This is a genomic window from Rossellomorea vietnamensis NBRC 101237, assembly GCF_001591825.1.
GTDB classification, from domain to species: Bacteria; Bacillota; Bacilli; order Bacillales; family Bacillaceae_B; genus Rossellomorea; species Rossellomorea vietnamensis.
The window spans coordinates 55,685-75,230 of sequence record NZ_BCVQ01000009.1 but is presented as its reverse complement, the minus strand read 5'-3'; the positions used below and the strand labels follow the sequence as shown (position 1 = coordinate 75,230).

The 19,546-nt window shown below is 44.3% G+C and carries 16 protein-coding genes; 11 read left to right on the top strand and 5 right to left on the bottom strand.

The genetic code is table 11. The features are described from left to right. Nucleotides 1-9 precede the first annotated feature (9 nt). Entirely contained in the window at nt 10-504 is a 495-nt protein-coding gene (locus tag BVI01S_RS07240; RefSeq protein WP_061809766.1) for a L,D-transpeptidase family protein, read from the bottom strand. 111 nt (nt 505-615) lie between these two features. Continuing rightward, nucleotides 616-1,248, bottom strand: coding sequence for a spore coat protein (locus BVI01S_RS07235; protein ID WP_082804689.1), 633 nt, complete (start codon nt 1,246-1,248; stop codon nt 616-618). Between the two features lie 136 nt (nt 1,249-1,384). On the opposite strand from BVI01S_RS07235, the gene BVI01S_RS07230 reads away from it, so the two are divergent. Next, nucleotides 1,385-2,014, top strand: a complete 630-nt coding sequence (locus BVI01S_RS07230; protein WP_061809765.1) for a LysE family transporter — start codon at nt 1,385-1,387, stop codon at nt 2,012-2,014. Nucleotides 2,015-2,078: 64 nt separating this feature from the next. After that, nucleotides 2,079-2,822, top strand: a complete 744-nt coding sequence (locus tag BVI01S_RS07225; protein ID WP_061809764.1) for a YqcI/YcgG family protein — start codon at nt 2,079-2,081, stop codon at nt 2,820-2,822. Between the two features lie 9 nt (nt 2,823-2,831). Here the strand turns inward: BVI01S_RS07225 and BVI01S_RS07220 are convergent, their stop codons facing one another. Next, nucleotides 2,832-4,136, bottom strand: a complete 1,305-nt coding sequence (locus BVI01S_RS07220) for an amino acid permease (protein WP_061809763.1) — start codon at nt 4,134-4,136, stop codon at nt 2,832-2,834. 129 nt (nt 4,137-4,265) lie between these two features. On the opposite strand from BVI01S_RS07220, the gene BVI01S_RS07215 reads away from it, so the two are divergent. From BVI01S_RS07215 to BVI01S_RS07180, 8 genes are all read left to right on the top strand, one after another. Continuing rightward, the gene (locus BVI01S_RS07215) at nt 4,266-5,210 is read left to right on the top strand and encodes an arginine deiminase family protein (protein WP_061809762.1); all 945 of its coding nucleotides are present in this window, start codon (nt 4,266-4,268) and stop codon (nt 5,208-5,210) included. 366 nt (nt 5,211-5,576) lie between these two features. After that, the gene (locus tag BVI01S_RS07210) at nt 5,577-6,926 is read left to right on the top strand and encodes an aspartate aminotransferase family protein (RefSeq protein WP_061809761.1); all 1,350 of its coding nucleotides are present in this window, start codon (nt 5,577-5,579) and stop codon (nt 6,924-6,926) included. A gap of 4 nt (nt 6,927-6,930) precedes the next feature. Next, nucleotides 6,931-8,454, top strand: coding sequence for a pyridoxal phosphate-dependent decarboxylase family protein (locus tag BVI01S_RS07205; protein WP_244886898.1), 1,524 nt, complete (start codon nt 6,931-6,933; stop codon nt 8,452-8,454). Beyond that, on the top strand, nt 8,451-10,244 hold the full coding sequence (locus BVI01S_RS07200; RefSeq protein WP_061809760.1) for an IucA/IucC family protein: 1,794 nt from the start codon (nt 8,451-8,453) through the stop codon (nt 10,242-10,244). Before BVI01S_RS07205 ends, BVI01S_RS07200 begins: the two co-directional genes overlap by 4 nt. A gap of 22 nt (nt 10,245-10,266) precedes the next feature. Next, a complete protein-coding gene (locus BVI01S_RS07195) occupies nt 10,267-10,821 on the top strand; it encodes a GNAT family N-acetyltransferase (RefSeq protein ID WP_061809801.1) in 555 nt (184 codons plus the stop codon). Further along, nucleotides 10,793-12,142, top strand: a complete 1,350-nt coding sequence (locus BVI01S_RS07190) for a lysine N(6)-hydroxylase/L-ornithine N(5)-oxygenase family protein (protein WP_061809759.1) — start codon at nt 10,793-10,795, stop codon at nt 12,140-12,142. Before BVI01S_RS07195 ends, BVI01S_RS07190 begins: the two co-directional genes overlap by 29 nt. Nucleotides 12,143-12,180: 38 nt before the next feature. Then, nucleotides 12,181-14,004 carry an IucA/IucC family protein gene (locus BVI01S_RS07185; RefSeq protein ID WP_061809758.1) on the top strand — a complete coding sequence of 608 codons (1,824 nt, stop codon included), beginning with the start codon at nt 12,181-12,183 and terminating at the stop codon, nt 14,002-14,004. Further along, nucleotides 13,991-15,268, top strand: coding sequence for an aspartate kinase (locus tag BVI01S_RS07180; RefSeq protein ID WP_369690883.1), 1,278 nt, complete (start codon nt 13,991-13,993; stop codon nt 15,266-15,268). Before BVI01S_RS07185 ends, BVI01S_RS07180 begins: the two co-directional genes overlap by 14 nt. A gap of 132 nt (nt 15,269-15,400) precedes the next feature. Here the strand turns inward: BVI01S_RS07180 and BVI01S_RS07175 are convergent, their stop codons facing one another. Both BVI01S_RS07175 and BVI01S_RS07170 read right to left on the bottom strand, forming a co-directional pair. Then, nucleotides 15,401-16,489: a diguanylate cyclase gene (locus BVI01S_RS07175; protein ID WP_061809757.1), complete on the bottom strand. Its 1,089-nt coding sequence runs from the start codon at nt 16,487-16,489 to the stop codon at nt 15,401-15,403. A gap of 159 nt (nt 16,490-16,648) precedes the next feature. Continuing rightward, on the bottom strand, nt 16,649-18,292 hold the full coding sequence (locus BVI01S_RS07170; RefSeq protein ID WP_061809756.1) for a M4 family metallopeptidase: 1,644 nt from the start codon (nt 18,290-18,292) through the stop codon (nt 16,649-16,651). A gap of 345 nt (nt 18,293-18,637) precedes the next feature. On the opposite strand from BVI01S_RS07170, the gene BVI01S_RS07165 reads away from it, so the two are divergent. Further along, a complete protein-coding gene (locus BVI01S_RS07165) occupies nt 18,638-19,528 on the top strand; it encodes a TIGR01777 family oxidoreductase (RefSeq protein ID WP_061809755.1) in 891 nt (296 codons plus the stop codon). Nucleotides 19,529-19,546: the final 18 nt, after the last annotated feature.

Sequence of the window (19,546 nt, the reverse complement as noted above, 5' to 3'; positions counted from 1 at the left end):
CTTTTTTCTTTATGGATTGATGGACACAGGAGTCCCGACAGGAACGATCTTCGAGAGCTCTTCCACGTCTTTGTTATACATCCTTATACATCCTTTGGAGACTGCATTCCCGATGGAAGCAGGGTTGTTTGTACCATGGATTCCATAGCTTTCCTTCGATAAACTCATCCACATCGTCCCAAATGGCCCCCCTGGATTCGGTGCTTTATTGATGATGATGAAATCCCCGATGGGTGTTTCGAACAGGACTCTTCCCACAGCGATGGGATACTGTTTTATCTGAACCCCATCTTTGAATAGACGGAGGGTGCGATTGTTAACAGAGACTTCTATTCTATAAGGATTGCCGGTGGTATCGGGGATACCGGGAATGGTGATCGTTTGTCCTGGATAAATTTGATCCGGATTGATGCCCGGATTAGCAGTAAGGATACTAGAAAGGGGAGTCCTGTAATTCCTTGATATTTGGCCAAGTGTTTCTCCTGTTTTTACTGTATGAGTCAACAGGGGGCACCTCCTGTTTCTTTTTCACTTCATTCTATGTGCAGGTAAGGAAATCAGTGAGAAACGAAAAAAACGCCTGCATTTTGATGCAGACGTTTTGTGGGCTGGGCGTTATTGAGGCAGATTCTGCTGTGGAACTTGAGTATAGCTTTGAAGCATCAAAGTCATATCCTGATCATTCAGTTGAGGGACCTGATAATACCCATGCTTGTTTTGATAAAGATAGATTTCATAACTCATTTCAATAAAGTTGGGTACACTGTCCGCAACGACACGGCGGAGCACGGGATTGGTCATTTCGAGAGCCGTCATGGCAAGGAGAGTGGCCAGTGATTTCGTTTGTCCGAGCATATAGGCAGATAATCCTTTATCTGAAAGTTCCTGAACAGACTGATTTGGTTTTTTCGGTGCCCCAGGTTTAATGCCATAGGTGCTCGTATGGTTCTGATTCATTTTGTACTGTTGTGTCGGGACTTGTGGATCGTGTCCAGTTGAAAAACTTCCGACAATCGTATTATACATAGTTGTGACAAAGGCAGTCTGACGTTTAACAATGTCTTTTAACTCTGGATCCTGTATGTGTTGATCGTACATTTGATACTGATCGAGCATGCTGATGATACCTGCGATCACTTCGTGTGCGTCAAACAACTCGTGTCCACCATGGTTCTTACTTTGAGCATTCATCATATTAGGCGCCATACCCGTACCAGGCGTCATATTCGGTTGCTGTTGATTTTGCATATACATCCTCCTATAGATTGAATAGTATCGTTGTTTAGATTAACCGTATACAAGACATTTATTCAAAGAAAAGGTGTTAATACTTAAGAACTTGTCCGAATACAATGGAAGGAAGTCCATTCGAAGGTGGTCGAACATGAGTATCTTTATTAGTTATATTGTGTTGGGTTTATCCCTTTCAGCACCGATGGGTCCGATCAATGCAGCTCAGTTGGACAAGGGGATCCGATTCGGTTTCCTCCATGCCTGGCTTGTCGGGATTGGAGGGATGGTGGCGGACGGGATCTTTATGCTCCTGATTTATTTTGGGATTGCTCAATTCATTGATATACCGATCATCAAACTTTTTTTATGGATGTTTGGATTTTTTATTCTGACCTACACGGGGATTGAAAGCCTTCTAAAGTCCGGAGACCTTGAGGCTTATGCTGGAAAAAATCAAAATGAGACAAAAGGGAAGGCCTTTCGTACAGGATTCTTTATGGCGATATCCAACCCGATGAGTATTTTATTCTGGATCGGGATCTATGGTTCCATCCTTGCTAAGACGTCAAGCTCTTACGAATCGTGGCAGGTCCTAGTGTACAGTATGGGCATTTTTCTCGGTATCACCATTTGGGATGTGACGATGGCCGGTGTCGCAACGGGGGCGAGGAAGCTTGTCAGTCCGGGGATCCTGCGCTTCATTTCCATTGTTTCCGGGATTGTTTTGATGGGTTTCGGCATTTATTTCGGCGTGGAAGCCTGCAGGTTATTATTCGGCTAGACAGACACCCAGACGGTTTCTTCCTAATAGGATACATGAGTAATCCTTAGGAGGGATCGGCTATATGTTATGTTCAAAGAGCTGGATCGATCGACATATGGAGGAGCTTACCCCGTGGCAGCAATCCGCTTACCGTCACTTCTCAGCCATGATGCTGGATGAAGAGCATCCTTATCCTTGCGTACCCGGGAAACAAGGGTTTCAATCTGATACACTCCGTTTCGGTTTTACGGGGGATCCAAGAAGTGGGGAGGCTTCGGAAAAACTGGCATCTTACTTAAAACAATACGGTGAGATTTCCAGGGAGACTGGAAATTACGCTTCTCTGGTGGTGTTCTGTCATTCAGATGTGACAGGGGAAAATCTGTCGGTTGAAACCTATGAGCAGGTTTTTTGGAATCTGTTGAACCGTGTCCACCAAATGGACGAAAAGCCCTGGCCGGAACACATCGGTAAGGATCCCCATGATCATACGTGGGAGTTTTGCTTTGATGGAGAACCTTATTTCGCCTTCTGTGCAACCCCTGCTCACAATGTCAGGAAAAGCCGCCATTTTCCTTACTTTCTATTGGCTTTCCAGCCCAGATGGGTTTTTGATGAAATTAACTCCTCAACGGCATTTGGCCAAAAATTAAAGAAAGTCATCCGAAAGCGGCTGGTGGAATATGACGATATCGAACCTCACCCAAGTCTGAAATGGTATGGGCAGGAAGACAACTATGAATGGAAGCAATATTATCTGCGTGATGAGGATACTTCCATAAGTAAATGCCCGTTTTCACATATGCATAAAAAGATCAAGAGTTAAAGGCAGCCTTTAACTCTTTTTTCTTTTCACAAATGCCGCAGAGGCAATCAGCAGGATGAATCCGAGACTCACAAAGAACCCTATCCGGCTCACATCATCAAAGAGAGTACCACTGATGGCGAATAAGATAAGGAAAAGGGCGATCAGCGTCTGAATCAGATTCCAAGCTGTTCTGCTCATGAGTTTGAGGGAAGAGGCCAGGATGAAGATCCACGTATAAAGAAGCATCAACCCAGCGGCCGTTGTGATATATTCAAATAGCTTTTCCGGGAGGAGCATCGCAATCACAATCGATATGGCGACGACCAAAGCCGTTAATCCGAAGGCAGGAAGTGGTATGCCCCACTTCCCTTTCCTGGAAAAAATCCGGGGTGCGTCCCCTTCTTCGGCGAGAGAGACAAGCATCGTCGTGACAGCGTACAATGACGCGACCATCGTCGAGAAACCCGCAATAATCAGAATGGAGTTAAAGACATGTGGGACCCATGGAAGGTCATATTGTTTCAGGGCTGTCAGAAACGGACTTTCATTCGGATCGATCGCTTCCGCCGGCACCATCTTCAAAACTAGATAGAAAGAAAGAACATAAAGGAAGGTTAACGTTATCAGCATGATATTCCCGGACTTAGGGGCATCCTTTGGATCCCTTAGTTCTTTGGCCATCAACCCCATCACTTCAATTCCCCCAAATCCATAAAAGGCAAACAAAAGGGCAAGCCACAACCCCTTTCCCTCGATGGGTAGTAGGTCGGAAATGGGATTCTGAAGCTCAAGGCCGGATCCCCCGTCCCCGATCCATCCAAACATGGCGGCACCCGCTACAATGATGAACATGACGATCGCAGCCGCTTTCATCACTCCAAATAGATTCTCCATCTGCTCGACTTTCTTCACACCCAACAGTATGATCACCAGACCAAGACACGCGAATCCTGCAGTGAACATCCAAATGGGCACTTCTGGAAACCAAAACTGGGCAAACAGTGCGAGGGCGGTTAACTGGCTCCCCATAATCAACATCTCAGCTGACCAATACACCCAGCCATTACTGAACCCTGCCCATGAACCGTATGCTTTCTTGGCATAGGTACGGAAGGAACCTTTTTCAGGGTGTTCTGCCGTCAGTTTGGCCAGGGCCTGGAATACCATCCATGTTCCGATACCGGCAATTAAATAGGCAAGCAGGACAGAAGACCCTGCCCGTTGAATCGGGATGGCTGAGCCAAGGAAATATCCCGTTCCGATGATACAGCCTACCCCGATGAAGGATAGCTGCCTCCACGAAAGGTTCGTTTCATTCGTACATTTACTCATATCTCTTCACCTAACCTTTATCCCCCATAGTGTGACATTCCACCGGATGAATTATGTGAATGGGACTGGAATGATTTTCATGGGAACGGAGAAAGTAAGGAAAGACTGATAATAGAGGGGGTTCTGCTGATGGTAAAGATCAATGCGAATTGTTGGAATGAACATGGGGAATTGAAAACGGTGTTGGTATGCTCGCCTTCTTCACTGGATGTTCCCGATCAACGCACGGCGGATTACGTCGGATGGGAGAAACCGGTTAACCAGGAGAAGGCGAAAGAAAATCACGAAGAGATGATTCGTGCAATGGAGGATGCGGGTGTTACGGTCATCGATTACTCCAAGCATCTTAAGGATGAGGACAGGCAGTTAAATGACCAGCTTATCAATCGTGTTTTTGTACGAGACCTGGCATGTGTATATGGGAACACTGTGATCCCGGGTGATGCAGGTATTACCATGAGAGCTCCGGAATACGTTCACAGTCATGAGTTGTTTCAGAGGTGGTTTGATGAGAGTACCTTTTCCATACAGGACAATAACCGGTTGAAGGCGCTGGAGAATGGGGATGTATTCGTTTTGAATCGCGATACGGTTTTCATCAATACCGGGCTCCGGTCCAGCATTGAAAGTGTAGAGATGATGAAGGAAAAAATCTTTCAAGCCGGATTTACTGAAATCGGGATCATCGACTTACCCCGTACCGGTGAAACGATGCATTTGGATATGAATTGTAATGTAGCCGGGGCAGACCTCCTGATTGCTAAAAGCTATATGCGTCTTTTCCCAGTCCAGGTCGTCAATGAAAAAAGTGAACGGTATGTGATGATGGAAGACTTCATCAAGCGGCATGGATTTGATGTTCTCTGGACCGATGATGTGAAACATACGGTGGCTGACATCAATTTTTTAAATCTGGATCCTGAAACGCTGTTGGTGAGTACGAAAGCCAATAAGAAAATAGTGAAAGATCATCCGAAATTAAAAGGAAAGAAAATAATAGAAGTCGATGTGAATGAATTGGAGAAAGGCGGAGGCGGAATCAGGTGCATGACAATGCCATTTGAAAGAAGGTAAGTGATGAACGAAGAAACCGGAGTATATTTTCTCCGGTTTTTTTTTGCGTTCATTCATTCTCATCAAATGATCAATGTAAAAGGGTTTATACCAACTTATATCCTGTTTTTTACAGAGGGTCATTTTACCTGTTTCCATGGCTTACGCAAGAGTGTAACCGGAATATCACCTTTTCTATGTTCAGTGGAAATCTCCTTTTGACAATAATAAGCGGACTAACCTTAGGCAATCGGGTAATTCATCCATATTACCCGGTAATTGGTGAAAATAGTTGAGAATAGTTATCAATTACTATTGACATTGATAATCATTATCAATTAAGATGACGTTGAAGCAAAAGCCAATCAATCATGAAAGGAAGATGTGATGATGATACAACACGCCATTTCAAATAGAGAATTACTGGACCAACAAGAGAGAAGGGAATCAAATGCGAGATCCTATCCGAGAAGGATCCCACTGGCAATCAATGAAGCGGAGGGGATCTATGTAACGGACATGGAAGGAAAGAAATACTTGGATTGCTTAGCGGGAGCTGGAACATTAGCGCTGGGACATAATCACCCGGTGGTCATTGATGCCATGGAGCAAGTGATCCGTGATAAACGCCCATTACATACGTTAGATATAACGACGCCAGTGAAAGAGGAATTTGTAAATGAATTATTCTCTTCTTTGCCAGAAGGATTTCGTGATCGTGCGAAGATCCAATTTTGTGGACCGACAGGCGGCGATGCGATTGAGGCTGCATTGAAATTAGTGAAGACGGCAACGGGGAGGCAGAGCATCCTTACGTTTCAAGGGGGATACCATGGAGCCACTCATGGGACGATGGCGATCAGCGGAAACCTCGGCCCGAAGAAGAATGTTCAAGGATTGATGCCGGATACGCACTTCTTACCTTACCCATATTCGTATCGCTGCCCATTTGGGATAGGCGGAGAGGAAAGTCACCGCATCAGCAGTCAATACATCGAGAATCTTCTTGATGATCCGGAGAGTGGAATCTTGCCGCCTGCTGCCATGATTTTTGAAACGGTTCAAGGAGAAGGCGGTTCCATACCGGCACCGATCGAATGGATCCGGAAAATGAGAAGAATCACTGAAGACCGGGGAATTCCACTCATCATCGATGAAGTGCAGACGGGGATCGGACGCACTGGAGAACTATTTTCCTTTGAGCATGCAGGAATCGTACCGGATGTGTTTGTTCTTTCAAAAGCAATCGGCGGGAGTCTTCCTCTATCTGTCGTGATATATGATCGCGACCTGGATGCCTGGGAACCGGGGGCTCACATCGGCACATTCAGAGGAAATCAATTGGCCATGGCGGCAGGGACAGCAACATTGAGGTTCATTAAGGAGAATCACTTGGTTGCCCATGCCGGGGAAATGGGAGAAAGACTTCTTCAATCTCTTCAAGAGCTTCAACAAGAATTTCCGGAGATAGGGGATGTAAGAGGCAGAGGACTGATGGTTGGTGTGGAGATCATTGATCCCGCTAAACCTCATTCATCGAGTGGAAGTCAACCGGCTGATCCTGAGGTCGCAAGCGGAATCCAACGTGAATGCTTCAAACGGGGACTGATCCTTGAGGTAGGGGGAAGGCATGGGGCAGTGGTCCGTTTCCTTCCTCCATTGATCATCACAAGGGAGCAAGTGAATGAAGTGGTATCGATATTCAGAGAAGCTTTAATCGCCTCTCTTGCGGGGTGAAATCATGAAAATGAAAACAATCGAACGAGAAACCAGCCAGGACTCCTTCTCTCTACATCAAGGGGGAGAAGGACTCCGTGCATTTAATAAAATGATAGATGGGGTTAGCAGGAAACTGCAAGACCTATATGAAGGTACCGGGAAACCTTATATCGGAAAAATGCCCGGTGTAATAAAAGAAGATATCCAACCAATCATGGCGATTACTCCTGAAGGGAAATCCTTTGCAGAAGTCCTGGATGAAATCGATGAACCGATTTTAAAAAACAGTCTTCATATTTCCCATCATAAGAGTATGGCACATTTACATTGTCCACCCCTTCTTCCTGGAGTGGCAGCGGAATTGATCATCGCAACGCTCAATCAATCTATGGACTCATGGGATCAGAGTACGGCTGCCACCTATGTGGAAGCGGAAATGGTTAAGTGGTTGACGGAAAAAATAAGTCTCCCGGCATCATCCGGCGGAGTCTTTACTAGTGGTGGAACCCAGTCCAACTATATGGGGCTCCTGTTGGCACGCGATGCCTTCTGTCATTCGAAATGGAACCATAACGTACAACGGGATGGTTTACCCGAAGGCTTTAACCGATTAAGGATTCTTTGTTCAGAAGAAGCCCATTTCACGGTGAAGAAAGCTGCTTACCAACTTGGGTTAGGAGAACAAGCGGTTGTGACAGTTAAGACCGATGAAAATCATCGGATGAGTGTCGGGGAATTAAATGAAACGCTCCAGATGCTTCATCATGAGAACCTATTGCCTTTTGCCCTTGTTGCAACATGTGGGACTACAGACTTTGGAAGTATAGACCCAAGCGAGGAACTCGCAGAAATAGCACGTCAACAGGGGTTATGGTTTCATATCGATGCAGCATACGGCGGTGGGCTGATGCTGAGTCATTCCTATGCGGACAAACTAAAAGGGTTGGAGAACGCCGACTCCATTACGGTGGATTTCCACAAATTATTTTACCAGCCGATCAGTTGCGGAGCGTTCCTCGTTAAGGATGAGGTCAATTTCCGTTATCTATCCTATCATGCTGATTACTTGAATCCCGTCAAAGATGATGAAGAGGGTATCTTGAACCTGGTGAATAAGTCGGTTCAAACGACGAGAAGATTCGATGCGTTAAAACTGTATCTGTCACTAAAGACAGTAGGGACCGACCTTTTTGGCAGCATGATCGATGAAACGGTGAAGCTCGCCGGATACACAGCTTCTTATATGGGAGAGTTAGAGGACATTGTGATACAAAACCCTGAGCCGGAAATCAATACAGTCATCTTTCGCTATCAGCCGAAAAGGATGGAAGGGAATGATCTCGATCTCAATCATTTGAACCGGATGATCCAGCAAACCCTGCTATATAAGGGGAAAGGGGTTATTGCGAAAACAGTGATAAAAGGTCAAACCTTCTTGAAATTGACGTTATTAAATCCAAGAACAAAGCCGGAAGATATTCATTCCCTTCTACATGAGATTGAAGAAATCGGCACTGAAATAGTAAATGGAGGGGTCATACATTGAGAAATTCCAAGGAGATTGCTGAACATGCAACAATGCAAAGCTTTCTGAATTGCTATTTAAGGGAAACAGGGAACTACACTGAAGAGAGCCGCTACGACAATGATCCGTTACTTGGACAGTTTGAGAAAGTCATAGTCTCGCGTTTGGTCCTGCAGCAGATTGAATTGATTATTCCAGTGAGATATTGGTCTCTTACGGATCGTCATCTATTCGGCTTCCCACTTTATTACCGGGTAGGGGAAAGCGAATTGAAACCACTCGACTACATTACACTTACAACACTGGTGGTGAAAGAGTTCTTACTTGATAAGAGTCAAAGTGGTGCAGAGGACGAACTGCTCTTAAGAGTGATCTTAAGCTGTCGAAGTATAAAAAGCTATGTTGAAAGTCGGGTACAGGACAACGAGGAACTTACAGATGAAGAATTCGACTACGTCGATGCTGAGCAATCCCTTCTATTCGGACATATGCTTCATCCAACCCCGAAAAGTAAACAAGGCCTGACGGAACAAGAAGACCATCTGTATTCACCTGAATATAAAGGAGAATTTCAGCTACATTACTTTAGTGTGGAAAAATCGTTGGTAGAACAGGATTCAAGTGCTGACAAATCTGCAGCTTCCATCATTTTTGAAGAGTTAAAAGATGATCCCGGTGTTGATCAAAAATGGTTGCGGAATCTGATGGAAGAGGGCGGGCGTGTCTTGCTTCCTGTACACCCCCTTCAAGTGAAGACTTTATTGGAAAAAGGGAACGTACAAGATCTGATGGAAGAAGGACGACTGAAATATATTGGTCCGTTGGGGAAGCGCTTCACGGCTACGTCATCATTTAGAACGGTCTATAGCGATGAATCGCGATACATGTATAAATTCTCCGTACCTGTCAAAATCACAAACTCTCTTCGCATCAATCAGAAGAAGGAACTGGCAAGGGGAGTAGAGGTTTCGAGATTACTAAAAACGGAAGTGGGAACAAGACTTAACAAAGCATTCCCACGATTTAAGGTCATCCAGGATCCTGCTTATTTAAACTTGGACCTGAATGAAGAAGTTTCCGGGTTTGAGCTTGTCATCAGGGAAAATCCTTTCTATGAAAACAGTCGCGAAACCAGCTTGATCGCAGCACTGTGTCAGGACCATGCTTATGGAGGAAAAGCCCGAATACATTCCATCATTAAAGCGATAGTCCAAAGAGAGAATAGAAGTCTGGAAGAAGTGAGCTTGGATTGGTTCGATCGATACTTATCCCTGGCGCTGGATCCGATGATCTGGTTGTTCCACACATACGGCATTGCTCTGGAAGCCCATCAGCAGAACTCGGTGGTCCAACTAAAGAACGGCTATCCTGAAACCTTCTACTACAGAGATAACCAAGGTTACTACTATAGTGAATCGAAAGTGGAAAAACTCAAAGAGCTCTTGCCGGATATAAATCAAGAGAGTGATACCACTTGTTCAGATGAAGTGGCAGAGGAGCGTTTGCGCTATTACTTCTTCTTTAACCATTTATTTGGACTGATCAATGGTTTCGGGGCAAATGGCCTCATAGAAGAAAATAGACTGATGAATCTTGTAAAAGAACGTCTGGAGAACCAGGAACGGCAGTGGGGGGAAGATTCCAATTTACTGAGCAGTTTATTATATCAACCGGTTCTTCCGTGTAAAGGGAATCTATTGACCCGTTTTTATGACATGGATGAATTGGTCGGTCCGATGGAAGCTCAATCAGTCTATACGATGGTGAAGAACCCCCTTGCCAAAGAGGTGAAAATCCATCATGTCCTTTGACTTTGAAATGTTTGATAAAGAAATCCAAAAGTCGATTCAATTTAAGAAGATAGACTTTAACCGGGACACGGAACTAATTCATAAATGGATGATGGAGGAACATGTCCATCCATTCTGGAATTTGAATATCCCAATTGAAAAGTTTCAAGACCATTTTAAAAAATCTTTGTCCGATCCACATCAAACCCTGTACGCAGGATATCTTGACGGTGTGGCCATGAGTTACTGGGAGACCTATTGGGTAAAAGGCGACGTGGTGGAGGAAACGTATACTCCTGCACCTTTCGATCAGGGAGTGCATCTGTTAATTGGAGAGAGAGAGTATCTTGGTAAAGGACTTTCCCTGTCATTATTACGAGCGATGGTTTCGTATCAGTTCCAAGAAAAGAAGACGACTAAAGTCGTAGCGGAGCCGGATATTCGAAATGACAAAATGATCCATGTTTTTGAGAAATGTGGTTTTAAACCCGTCAAACCCATTACGCTCCCAGACAAAACCGGACTGCTCATGTTTTGTGAGAGATACGAATTTGAAAAGAGGTGGCAGAATGAAGGACTCTACGATCACATCAAATGATTTGTATGACATCATCGGTATCGGATTAGGACCGTTTAATCTGGGCCTTGCCGCCTTATTGGATGCGGTACCTGAAGTGAAAAACGTATTTTTGGAGAAAAAGAAAGCCTTCAATTGGCACCCGGGCATGCTGATTGACGGAACGACCTTACAAGTGCCGTTCTTTGCTGATTTAGTCAGTATGGCGGATGTACGGAGTGATTACAGTTTCCTTCGTTACCTGGAAGCCCATCACCGTTTATATCACTTTTATTTTCTGGAAAAATTTCATATCCCTCGAAAAGAATATAACCATTACTGCCAGTGGGTGAGCGAGCAGCTCTCTACTTGCCGATTCGGAATGGATGTCCAAAGTGTCGTGCCGGTCCAATTGGGAACTGGGGACAGCATATATGAAGTCACCGTGTGGAACGATGCCCTTCAACAAACTGAGACTATGTTTACGAAACATCTCGTACTTGGAATTGGTTCTGTTCCTTCTGTACCTGAATCATTTCAGGAAATGCTGGGCAAAACCGTCTTTCACAGTGCCGATTATTTATCCAATAAGGAAATATGTACAAATGCTGAATCTATTGCTGTGATCGGCTCCGGCCAGAGTGCAGCCGAAGTGTTTCTCGATGTAGCCAAAGAACAGGAGAATCAAGGATTTTCACTCCAATGGTATACACGTTCAAAGGGATTCTTCCCGATGGAGTATTCAAAACTGGGCCTTGAGTATTTTTCACCAGATTATACCCGATTCTTTTATCAGCTTCCACAGGAAAAGAAGGATCAGCTCCTAAAGGAACAGGATCTTCTTTATAAAGGCATCAGTTCAGAGACGATCGCCGATATATATGATTATTTATATGAAAGATCCGTAGGGAACGAGGAGCCGGATATCTCCTTACAGGCCATGACAGAGATCGTAGGGATCGAAAAAAAAGGAACAGGGTTTGAAGTTCATGGCTATCACCGGATCAAGGATGAACATTTTGTAGATAAAGCAGATGTCATCATTCTGGGCACTGGCTATAAGCCTGCATTCCCGGGATTCCTTTCAAAAATGAAAGAGTGGATTGCATGGGATGAGTATGGCAAATACAAAGTGCAAGAAGATTATCGATTGGAAACCTATGTAGAAGGTCCTGGTGAAATCTTCGTACAGAATGGGGAGATGCATACTCATGGCGTCGGGGCACCTGATCTTGGACTCGGAGCACACCGCAATGCGATCATCATCAATACCATTACAGGAAAAGAGGTATACCAGGTTCAAAGCAAAAATGTGTTTCAGACCTTTGGAACGAAAGCGGCATCCATACCGGTCCCTCTCTGATGAAAAGAAGGCATAGACTAAGTGAAAGAAGGGATAATATGTTATTCAGTGAAGAAATTCAACGTGTTTTTAAGAGTGATAGCTGGACGAAAGTAAACAAGAAATTGATTGGTAAAATGCTGTCTGAGTATATGTATGAAGATATGATCCGTCCTGAAATCCTCTCGGAAAATGGGGAAGATATTGAATATTCCCTGCAGGTCACAGCTTCCAAGTACTATCACTATATCGCACAAAAAAGATTGTTTGATAGTTTCGATGTGAAATGGACGACGGTATATATTGTTGAAAATGGAGGAAGGAAGGAAGCCCATAGTGCAATAGAGTTATTGGTTGATCTTCAAGGTGTAATCGGGATGTCATCTGAAACGGTTGGGCATTTAATGAAGGAAATGAACAGTACGTTAATAGCGGATGCCCATCTTCTTGAAAAAGAAACGAAAACATCAGACGAACTGATTCATGAAGACTACGCCATCCTCGAGGGCTATATGACAGGACACCCTTGGATAACATATAACAAAGGGAGAATCGGGTTCGGATATGACGATTACCTTGCCTTTGCTCCTGAACAACAGAAGGAGATACAGCTTTCCTGGATAGCCGTACATAAGGAGATTGCATCCTTTCAATCGGTGGAAGGGTTGGATTACCACACGTTGATTGCGGGCGAACTGAGTGAGCAAGATCATATCCGTTTTGATGAAATCATCAAACAAAATGGAAGCGAACCACCGGAATATTATTACCTGCCGGTGCACGAGTGGCAATGGAAAAACACACTGATTCAGAATTTCCCTGAGGAGCTCGCCATGGGTCGCATCATTCCCTTGGGAGAGGGAGAAGATCGTTACCTCCCTCAGCAGTCGATCCGCACTTTTGTGAATACAACGAACAAAGATAAGCATCATGTGAAGTTGCCGATGAGTATTTTGAACACGCTGGTTTATCGGGGACTGCCATCTGAACGAACCCTGATTGCTCCCAAGGTGACAGAGTTCATTAAAGGAATGGCTGAAAAGGATCCATTTTTAAAGGAGGAATGTCGGGTCATCCTCCCTGGGGAAAATGCCAGTATGAATGTAAATCATCATTACTATACACATTTAAAACAGGCACCTTATCAATACTTGGAGATGCTTGGAACCATATGGAGAGAAAGCATCTATACGTATTTAGAAGACGGGGAACAAGCGATTACACTGGCTGCCTTGTTGTATGAAGATCATCATGACAATAAACCGTTTGTTGAGAGTTTGATTGAACAGTCAGGTCTCAGCCCGGAAGAGTGGATGAAGCAATTTTTCAAAGTCGTCATGGAGCCTCTCCTACATTACCTTTACCAATACGGAACGGTATTCTCTCCCCATGGACAAAATACGATCGTCGTGTTGAAGGGTGCGAAGCCGCACCGTTTAGCGATTAAAGACTTTGTTGATGACGTCAATATTTCAGACCGGGATTTCCCTGAGCTGCAAGGGCTGTCATCTGAATTTAAAGCGGTCCTTCGAACAGAGCCTCCTGAAGGGCTTACACAGTTCATCTTCACGGGTCTCTTTATCTGTCACCTGAGATACTTGAGTAACTTGTTGAAGAACAATGGAATGATGGAAGAAGAAACATTCTGGGGTCTCCTTGCTGAATCAATAATCAACTATCAGGATCGCTTCCCGCAATTAGAAGAACGTTTCAAGCTGTTTGACTTCTTTAAACCGGAGCTTACGAAGTTATGCCTGAACCGTAACCGGATGGTGGATTACGGATACTCTGATGACGATGACCGTCCCCATGCTTCCGAATTTGGTAAAGTCACAAACGCATTGGCTGCATACAAAATAAACCGGACTGTTGGATCGATCTGATCATCTTTCATTCCTAAATAGAAAGGAGGGGCATCTCCTGAGTACAATTGTTCAGAAATTCGGCGGGACCTCTGTTGGTTCCACCGAGAGAATAAAACGAATGGCGGAAAAGATCATACAGGAGAAGAGCAAAGGTCATGACGTCGTTGCTGTGGTTTCGGCAATGGGGAAAACCACCGATGCACTTGTAAAGTTAGTCAGTGAGATTACAAGTGAACCAAGTAAGAGAGAAATGGATATGTTATTGTCAACGGGTGAACAAGTGACGATTTCCCTACTGACAATGGCCCTTCAACAGCAAGGGGTTGAGGCCATCTCATTCACAGGATGGCAGGCTGGCGTTCGAACGGATTCCATCCTTGGAAATGCTCATATTCAAGCTATTGAAACAGGTCGTATCAAGAGCGAATTGAATGTAGGAAGAGTAGTCGTGGTCGCAGGATTCCAAGGAATAACGGAGGAGGGGGACATTTCGACTTTGGGAAGAGGAGGATCCGATATTACGGCCGCTGCTCTTGCGTCCGCGTTAAAGGCAGATCGGTGTGACATTTATACGGATGTCGATGGCGTATACACTTCAGATCCAAGGTTTGTTAAAAAAGCATCGAAAATCACTTCCCTTTCATATGTGGACATGCAGAATTTAGCTGTCATGGGAGCGGGGGTCCTTCATCCAAGAGCGATTAAACATGCTAAGAAATTCGGAATCCCACTATATATAAAATCAAGTTTTGAAAATGTCGGGGGAACCCTTATCCACGGAAAGATAAAACAAAATGGGCCGATCCCTGTGTTTGGTGTCACATTTGAAAAGGATATTCATAGAGTTGAAATGTTCGAATGTGAAGATGTTGAAGGATTCCGGGAAGCATTCATGAGTGAGTTATCTTCCCGGCATATCCAAGGGGATGTTTATATACAAAGGTGCCGAAACAGTTTGTCCTTATTGATCAAAAAACAAGACCTTCATGAGGTGTTATCCATTTTGGAAAAAGAGAAGGACAAGTGGAAGTACTCACGTATCGAAGAACGAAGCAACTTGTCAAAGGTGTCGGTCATCGGGGGGGATATGAAAGGGCGATCCGAGATAAAAGTAGGGGTGTGCAGGATGTTATTGGAAAGCGGTGTGAGAGTGAAATTGATCGGCGAATCCTCCATAAGTGTGACGGCTGTGATTGAGAAAAGTCACGTACAATCTGCCGTAGAGTGCCTGCATACCGGCTTTGGCTTGGATTATAAGGACACGTTGAAGGCATCTGTGTGAAACGAAGCGTAACAAGTGATCTCAGAATCCATATTTATAAAGAGAAAAAAGTCGATTTTTTACTCCCTTACGTCTAATAGGACAAGATTCAACATCATTTCCCAGGAAAAGTGTTGAATCTTGTCGGGGATATCAGTGGATGGATTGAACCATCTGAAAATCGCAAACTTTATTCCGACCCGTACGTTTCGCCAAATAGAGGGCTTTATCTGCTTGTTCAAAAATCTCTTCTCCCGCAGGTGAAACAGTATCAGGGTAGGTGGATACTCCAACGGATATCGTAATGTGAATCGACCGCTCTTCAGTAATCATAAAGGAGTGTCGTTCCACTGCTTCCCGAAGTCTTTCCGCAATGACCATCCCGTGGCTGTGTGGACAGTCGATCAAAAGGATACTGAATTCTTCCCCTCCATTTCTGGATACGATATCGAAAGACCTGGAATGGTGGGTCAATACCTTTCCGAGTCCTTTTAGCACTTCATCCCCTGCCTGGTGACCAAACGTATCATTCACATTTTTGAAATGATCAATATCGATGAGCAGCAGGGACAGTTTTTCTCGTCTCTCCTGAGCATGCTTTAAAGCTTGATTATAGCTTACGTCAAATTGTCGGACGTTATTGAGACTTGTGAGGAAGTCTTTCGTCGCGTTCTGTTCCAGTTGATGATAGTGTTCATTTGAACGTTTGATCTGCTCGGCAATAAAATAAGCGATAAAGCCGACCAGAATAGAAGTAATCGTATGATAAGGAATGATTTTCAAGGCATTCAAGAAACCTATGTTGATTTGTAACAAGATGAAAATGATCATCAGGGAGGCTAGGTTCATAATCTGCATCTTAACTAGTCTCCGGTAAGGGAGAAAGCTTAATACGCTGCAGATGATACCTATAACCAACATACCGATTGCCGCCACAGTTGATTCCTGCGTGACACCGAACATGATCGTTCTGCCGACTGTTATGATGGAGGCTGAAAGAAGGGCAGGAATCCACCCGACATAGACGGCGGTGGTCACGATCGCTACATGCCTCAGGTCCACTATACTGTGGTGATCCAAAGGAATGGCAAAATACATGAGAGCCAATCCAAGGACCCCGGAGAAGGTTCCAATCAATACATTCATTGGAATCGGTGATTTCCGTGGATTTCTCAACACAATCCCGGCAAAGTACAAAAAGGATATTAAGATACATATGTTGATGAATACATGCCCTAACATGATCATCCCTCCTTCATAATGGACCGATACTGTGACATATTACCTATATTTAGTATATCGGATTGCCGGGAGGGTAGGTGAAGTATTTTCTGAGATTCGTATAAAGGAAAAAAGCCGTCCCGGGTAGGACGGCTTTTTGGCTGCTAACTGGATCGTGTCTTAATAAACCCCGACAGCATCCCAAGCTGCTTTAACGGAGTTGTAAGTGGAGCTTCCACTTCCGTACAGGTCAGCTGCTGATTGAAGAAGGGCTGCACGTGCATAACTGAAATTACTAGTTGGTGTTAAGTAGACAGTCAGGGCACGATAGTAGATTTTCTCTGCTTTGGCTTTCCCGATGCTTGAGATCGTGTTATAAGCCGCTTTATTCGGGATACCGGAGTTTGTATGAACACCACCGTTATCGGAAGAAGTGTTCACATAGTTATTCATATGTTCCGGTTGTCCATATTTAGATGGGTTTGAAAGACTGCGCAGAGCATCTCCAGAGATGCCAGGGGTGTAGACATCTTCACCCATCAGGTAATCGCCCGGATCTAAGAAGTATCCGAACACATCAGAGAATGATTCGTTCAGGGCCCCGGATTGATATTGATATTGTAATCCGGCAGTACGCTCCGTCACGGCATGAGTCAGCTCGTGGGCCACAACATCAAGTGCACCGGAAAGAGATGTGAAAGTGGATCCGTCCCCGTCACCATAGACCATTTGGGAACCATTCCAGAACGCATTATTATAGTTGGATCCATAATGGACAGTAGAGCGGATGGTCGCTCCGTTGTTGTCGAAACTATTGCGGTTATGTGTGTTTTTATAATAGTCATAGACTTTACCGGCATACGCATGGGCATCGACATCAGCCGCTTGTGAATACGCAGTCCAGGAGTTATTGCTGTCAGTGGAATAGTATCCTGGAAGACTTGATCCATTTTGAGCTGTAAAGGTCTCGATGACACCATTCATCGGTTTCGTCACATCATATAAGTAATAAGTTCCATTTGAAGAATAAGTATTAAGAGTTTTATAGTCATCTAAAACCCCGTAACCGCTTCCGGTTGTCGCTGCATCTGTCACAGCATTGAAAGCTTCGACAATCGATCCGTCTTTGGCATCCACATAGATCTGCCAGTTCGCTCCATAAGGCTCGATGAATTGAAGTTGTACTTTATAAGCAAGAGTGAACTTTCCATCCTTCTCATGAATCACGAGATCATTTTTTTCAGTTGTGTTTTCAATTTTACTGTCTTTCTTCGCATCAATGCTGAACTCGTTTTGAGCACCTTTCAAAGTGTCGGCTTTTGATAGGCCGATGTGCTTCCATGCAAGATCCGTAGCGGATTTTTGATTGATTTTGGATTTTGTCTTGGTTACTTTTTTAGAAGCTTCTTTAAAAAGCTGACCCGTCGTAGCCGTCACTTCATTCTTTTTATTTGTGTGAACAATGAAGATGGCTCCATCAACAGGGACACCGTCCACGGATTGAGTGAATCGATAATGAGACATTCCAAGATCATCTGTCGTCTTTTCAAGTAGTGTCAGTTCAGAATGGGGATCGACGGCAAAAAGCTCTTTATTGTCTTTTATGAACTTTTTCACGTCTTGATCGTTCTTTACAATCCCTTTTGATAGTTTCCCAGATAGGAAGCTTGGCCCTTTTTTATCTATGTTCATGACCTTTTGATGAATGTCCATTTTCGAAGTAATCGAATCTGAAGACTGGGCGAATGCGGAGGCACCTGTAAAAGATGCGCTGAATACAAGAGAAGTACCTAGTGCTAAACTAACTAATTTCTTTTTCGACATAATTACAATTTCCCCTTTTGATCATAGATTTTGGAAATAGCTATTTCTTTTGGCCCCGGCGGCTAATTAGTAGTCTAGTAAAAAATAGGAAGATTGACAATGAAAAAAATGGTAATTTTCAGTAAATTTGAAATATTAAGTGTTCAACAATGTCGATATATACGAAATTTGAGGTGAATTTCTACCTTTATCTTTGCCGTTCAAAGAAAAATATTTTTCTAGGAATATTCCACTATTTTTTGTGTATATGGGAATCAGACAAAAAACGGTTGAATTTGTTACAGTATTTGGTATAATTAATGTGAATTAATTCACAAACTCACACGAAAGAAATGGGTGGATAGTGTGGAAAAGAAAATTGTCATAGCAGGGGGAACTGGCTTCATCGGCCAGTATCTTCAGAAGAAATTTCTCGAGAACGGCGATAACGTGATCATCATTTCAAGACAGTCTCCCCATGTTTCCTGGGACCGGCCTGATGATGTGATGCAGGCATTGGAAGGGGCCGATATGCTCATCAATCTTGCAGGGAAATCAGTCGACTGTCGGTATAATGAAAAGAATAAAGCGGACATTTTCAAATCCAGGACGGACACGACGAACCTATTGGGGAAGGCCCTTTTACAATGTCAGAATCCGCCTCCCTTATGGATCAATTCCAGTACGGCCACGATCTATCGCCATGCAGAGGACCGGCCGATGACGGAGGTAGGCGGCGATATCGGCACAGGCTTTTCCGTTGAAGTGGCAAAGGAATGGGAGAAAGCATTCTTCTCCTTTTCATTACCGGGGACCCGACAGGCTGCTTTACGTATCGCCATCGTACTGGGGCCGGATGGCGGTGTGATGACACCGTATAAAAACCTGGTCAGATTTGGTCTCGGTGGGGTGCAGGGACCGGGAACCCAGAAATTCAGCTGGATCCATGTAGAAGACCTGTACCGGATCATTCTCTTTTTGAATGAAGAGAAGGAGTTAATCGGAGTATTCAACTGTGCCTCGCCGGATCCGGTCACCAATCGTGAATTCATGGCTCAATTAAGGAACGTGATGAAGAAGAAAATAGGGCTCCCGACCCCAAAATGGATGCTTGAAGCAGGTGCGGTGTTCATCAAAACGGAAACCGAACTGGTCCTGAAAAGCAGATGGGTCATCCCGGAACGGTTAGAGAAAGCGGGATTCGTCTTTCAGTATGATACCCTTGAAAAGGCACTGGGTCAGATCCTGGCGAAGTGACGATGAAAGGACTTGTCC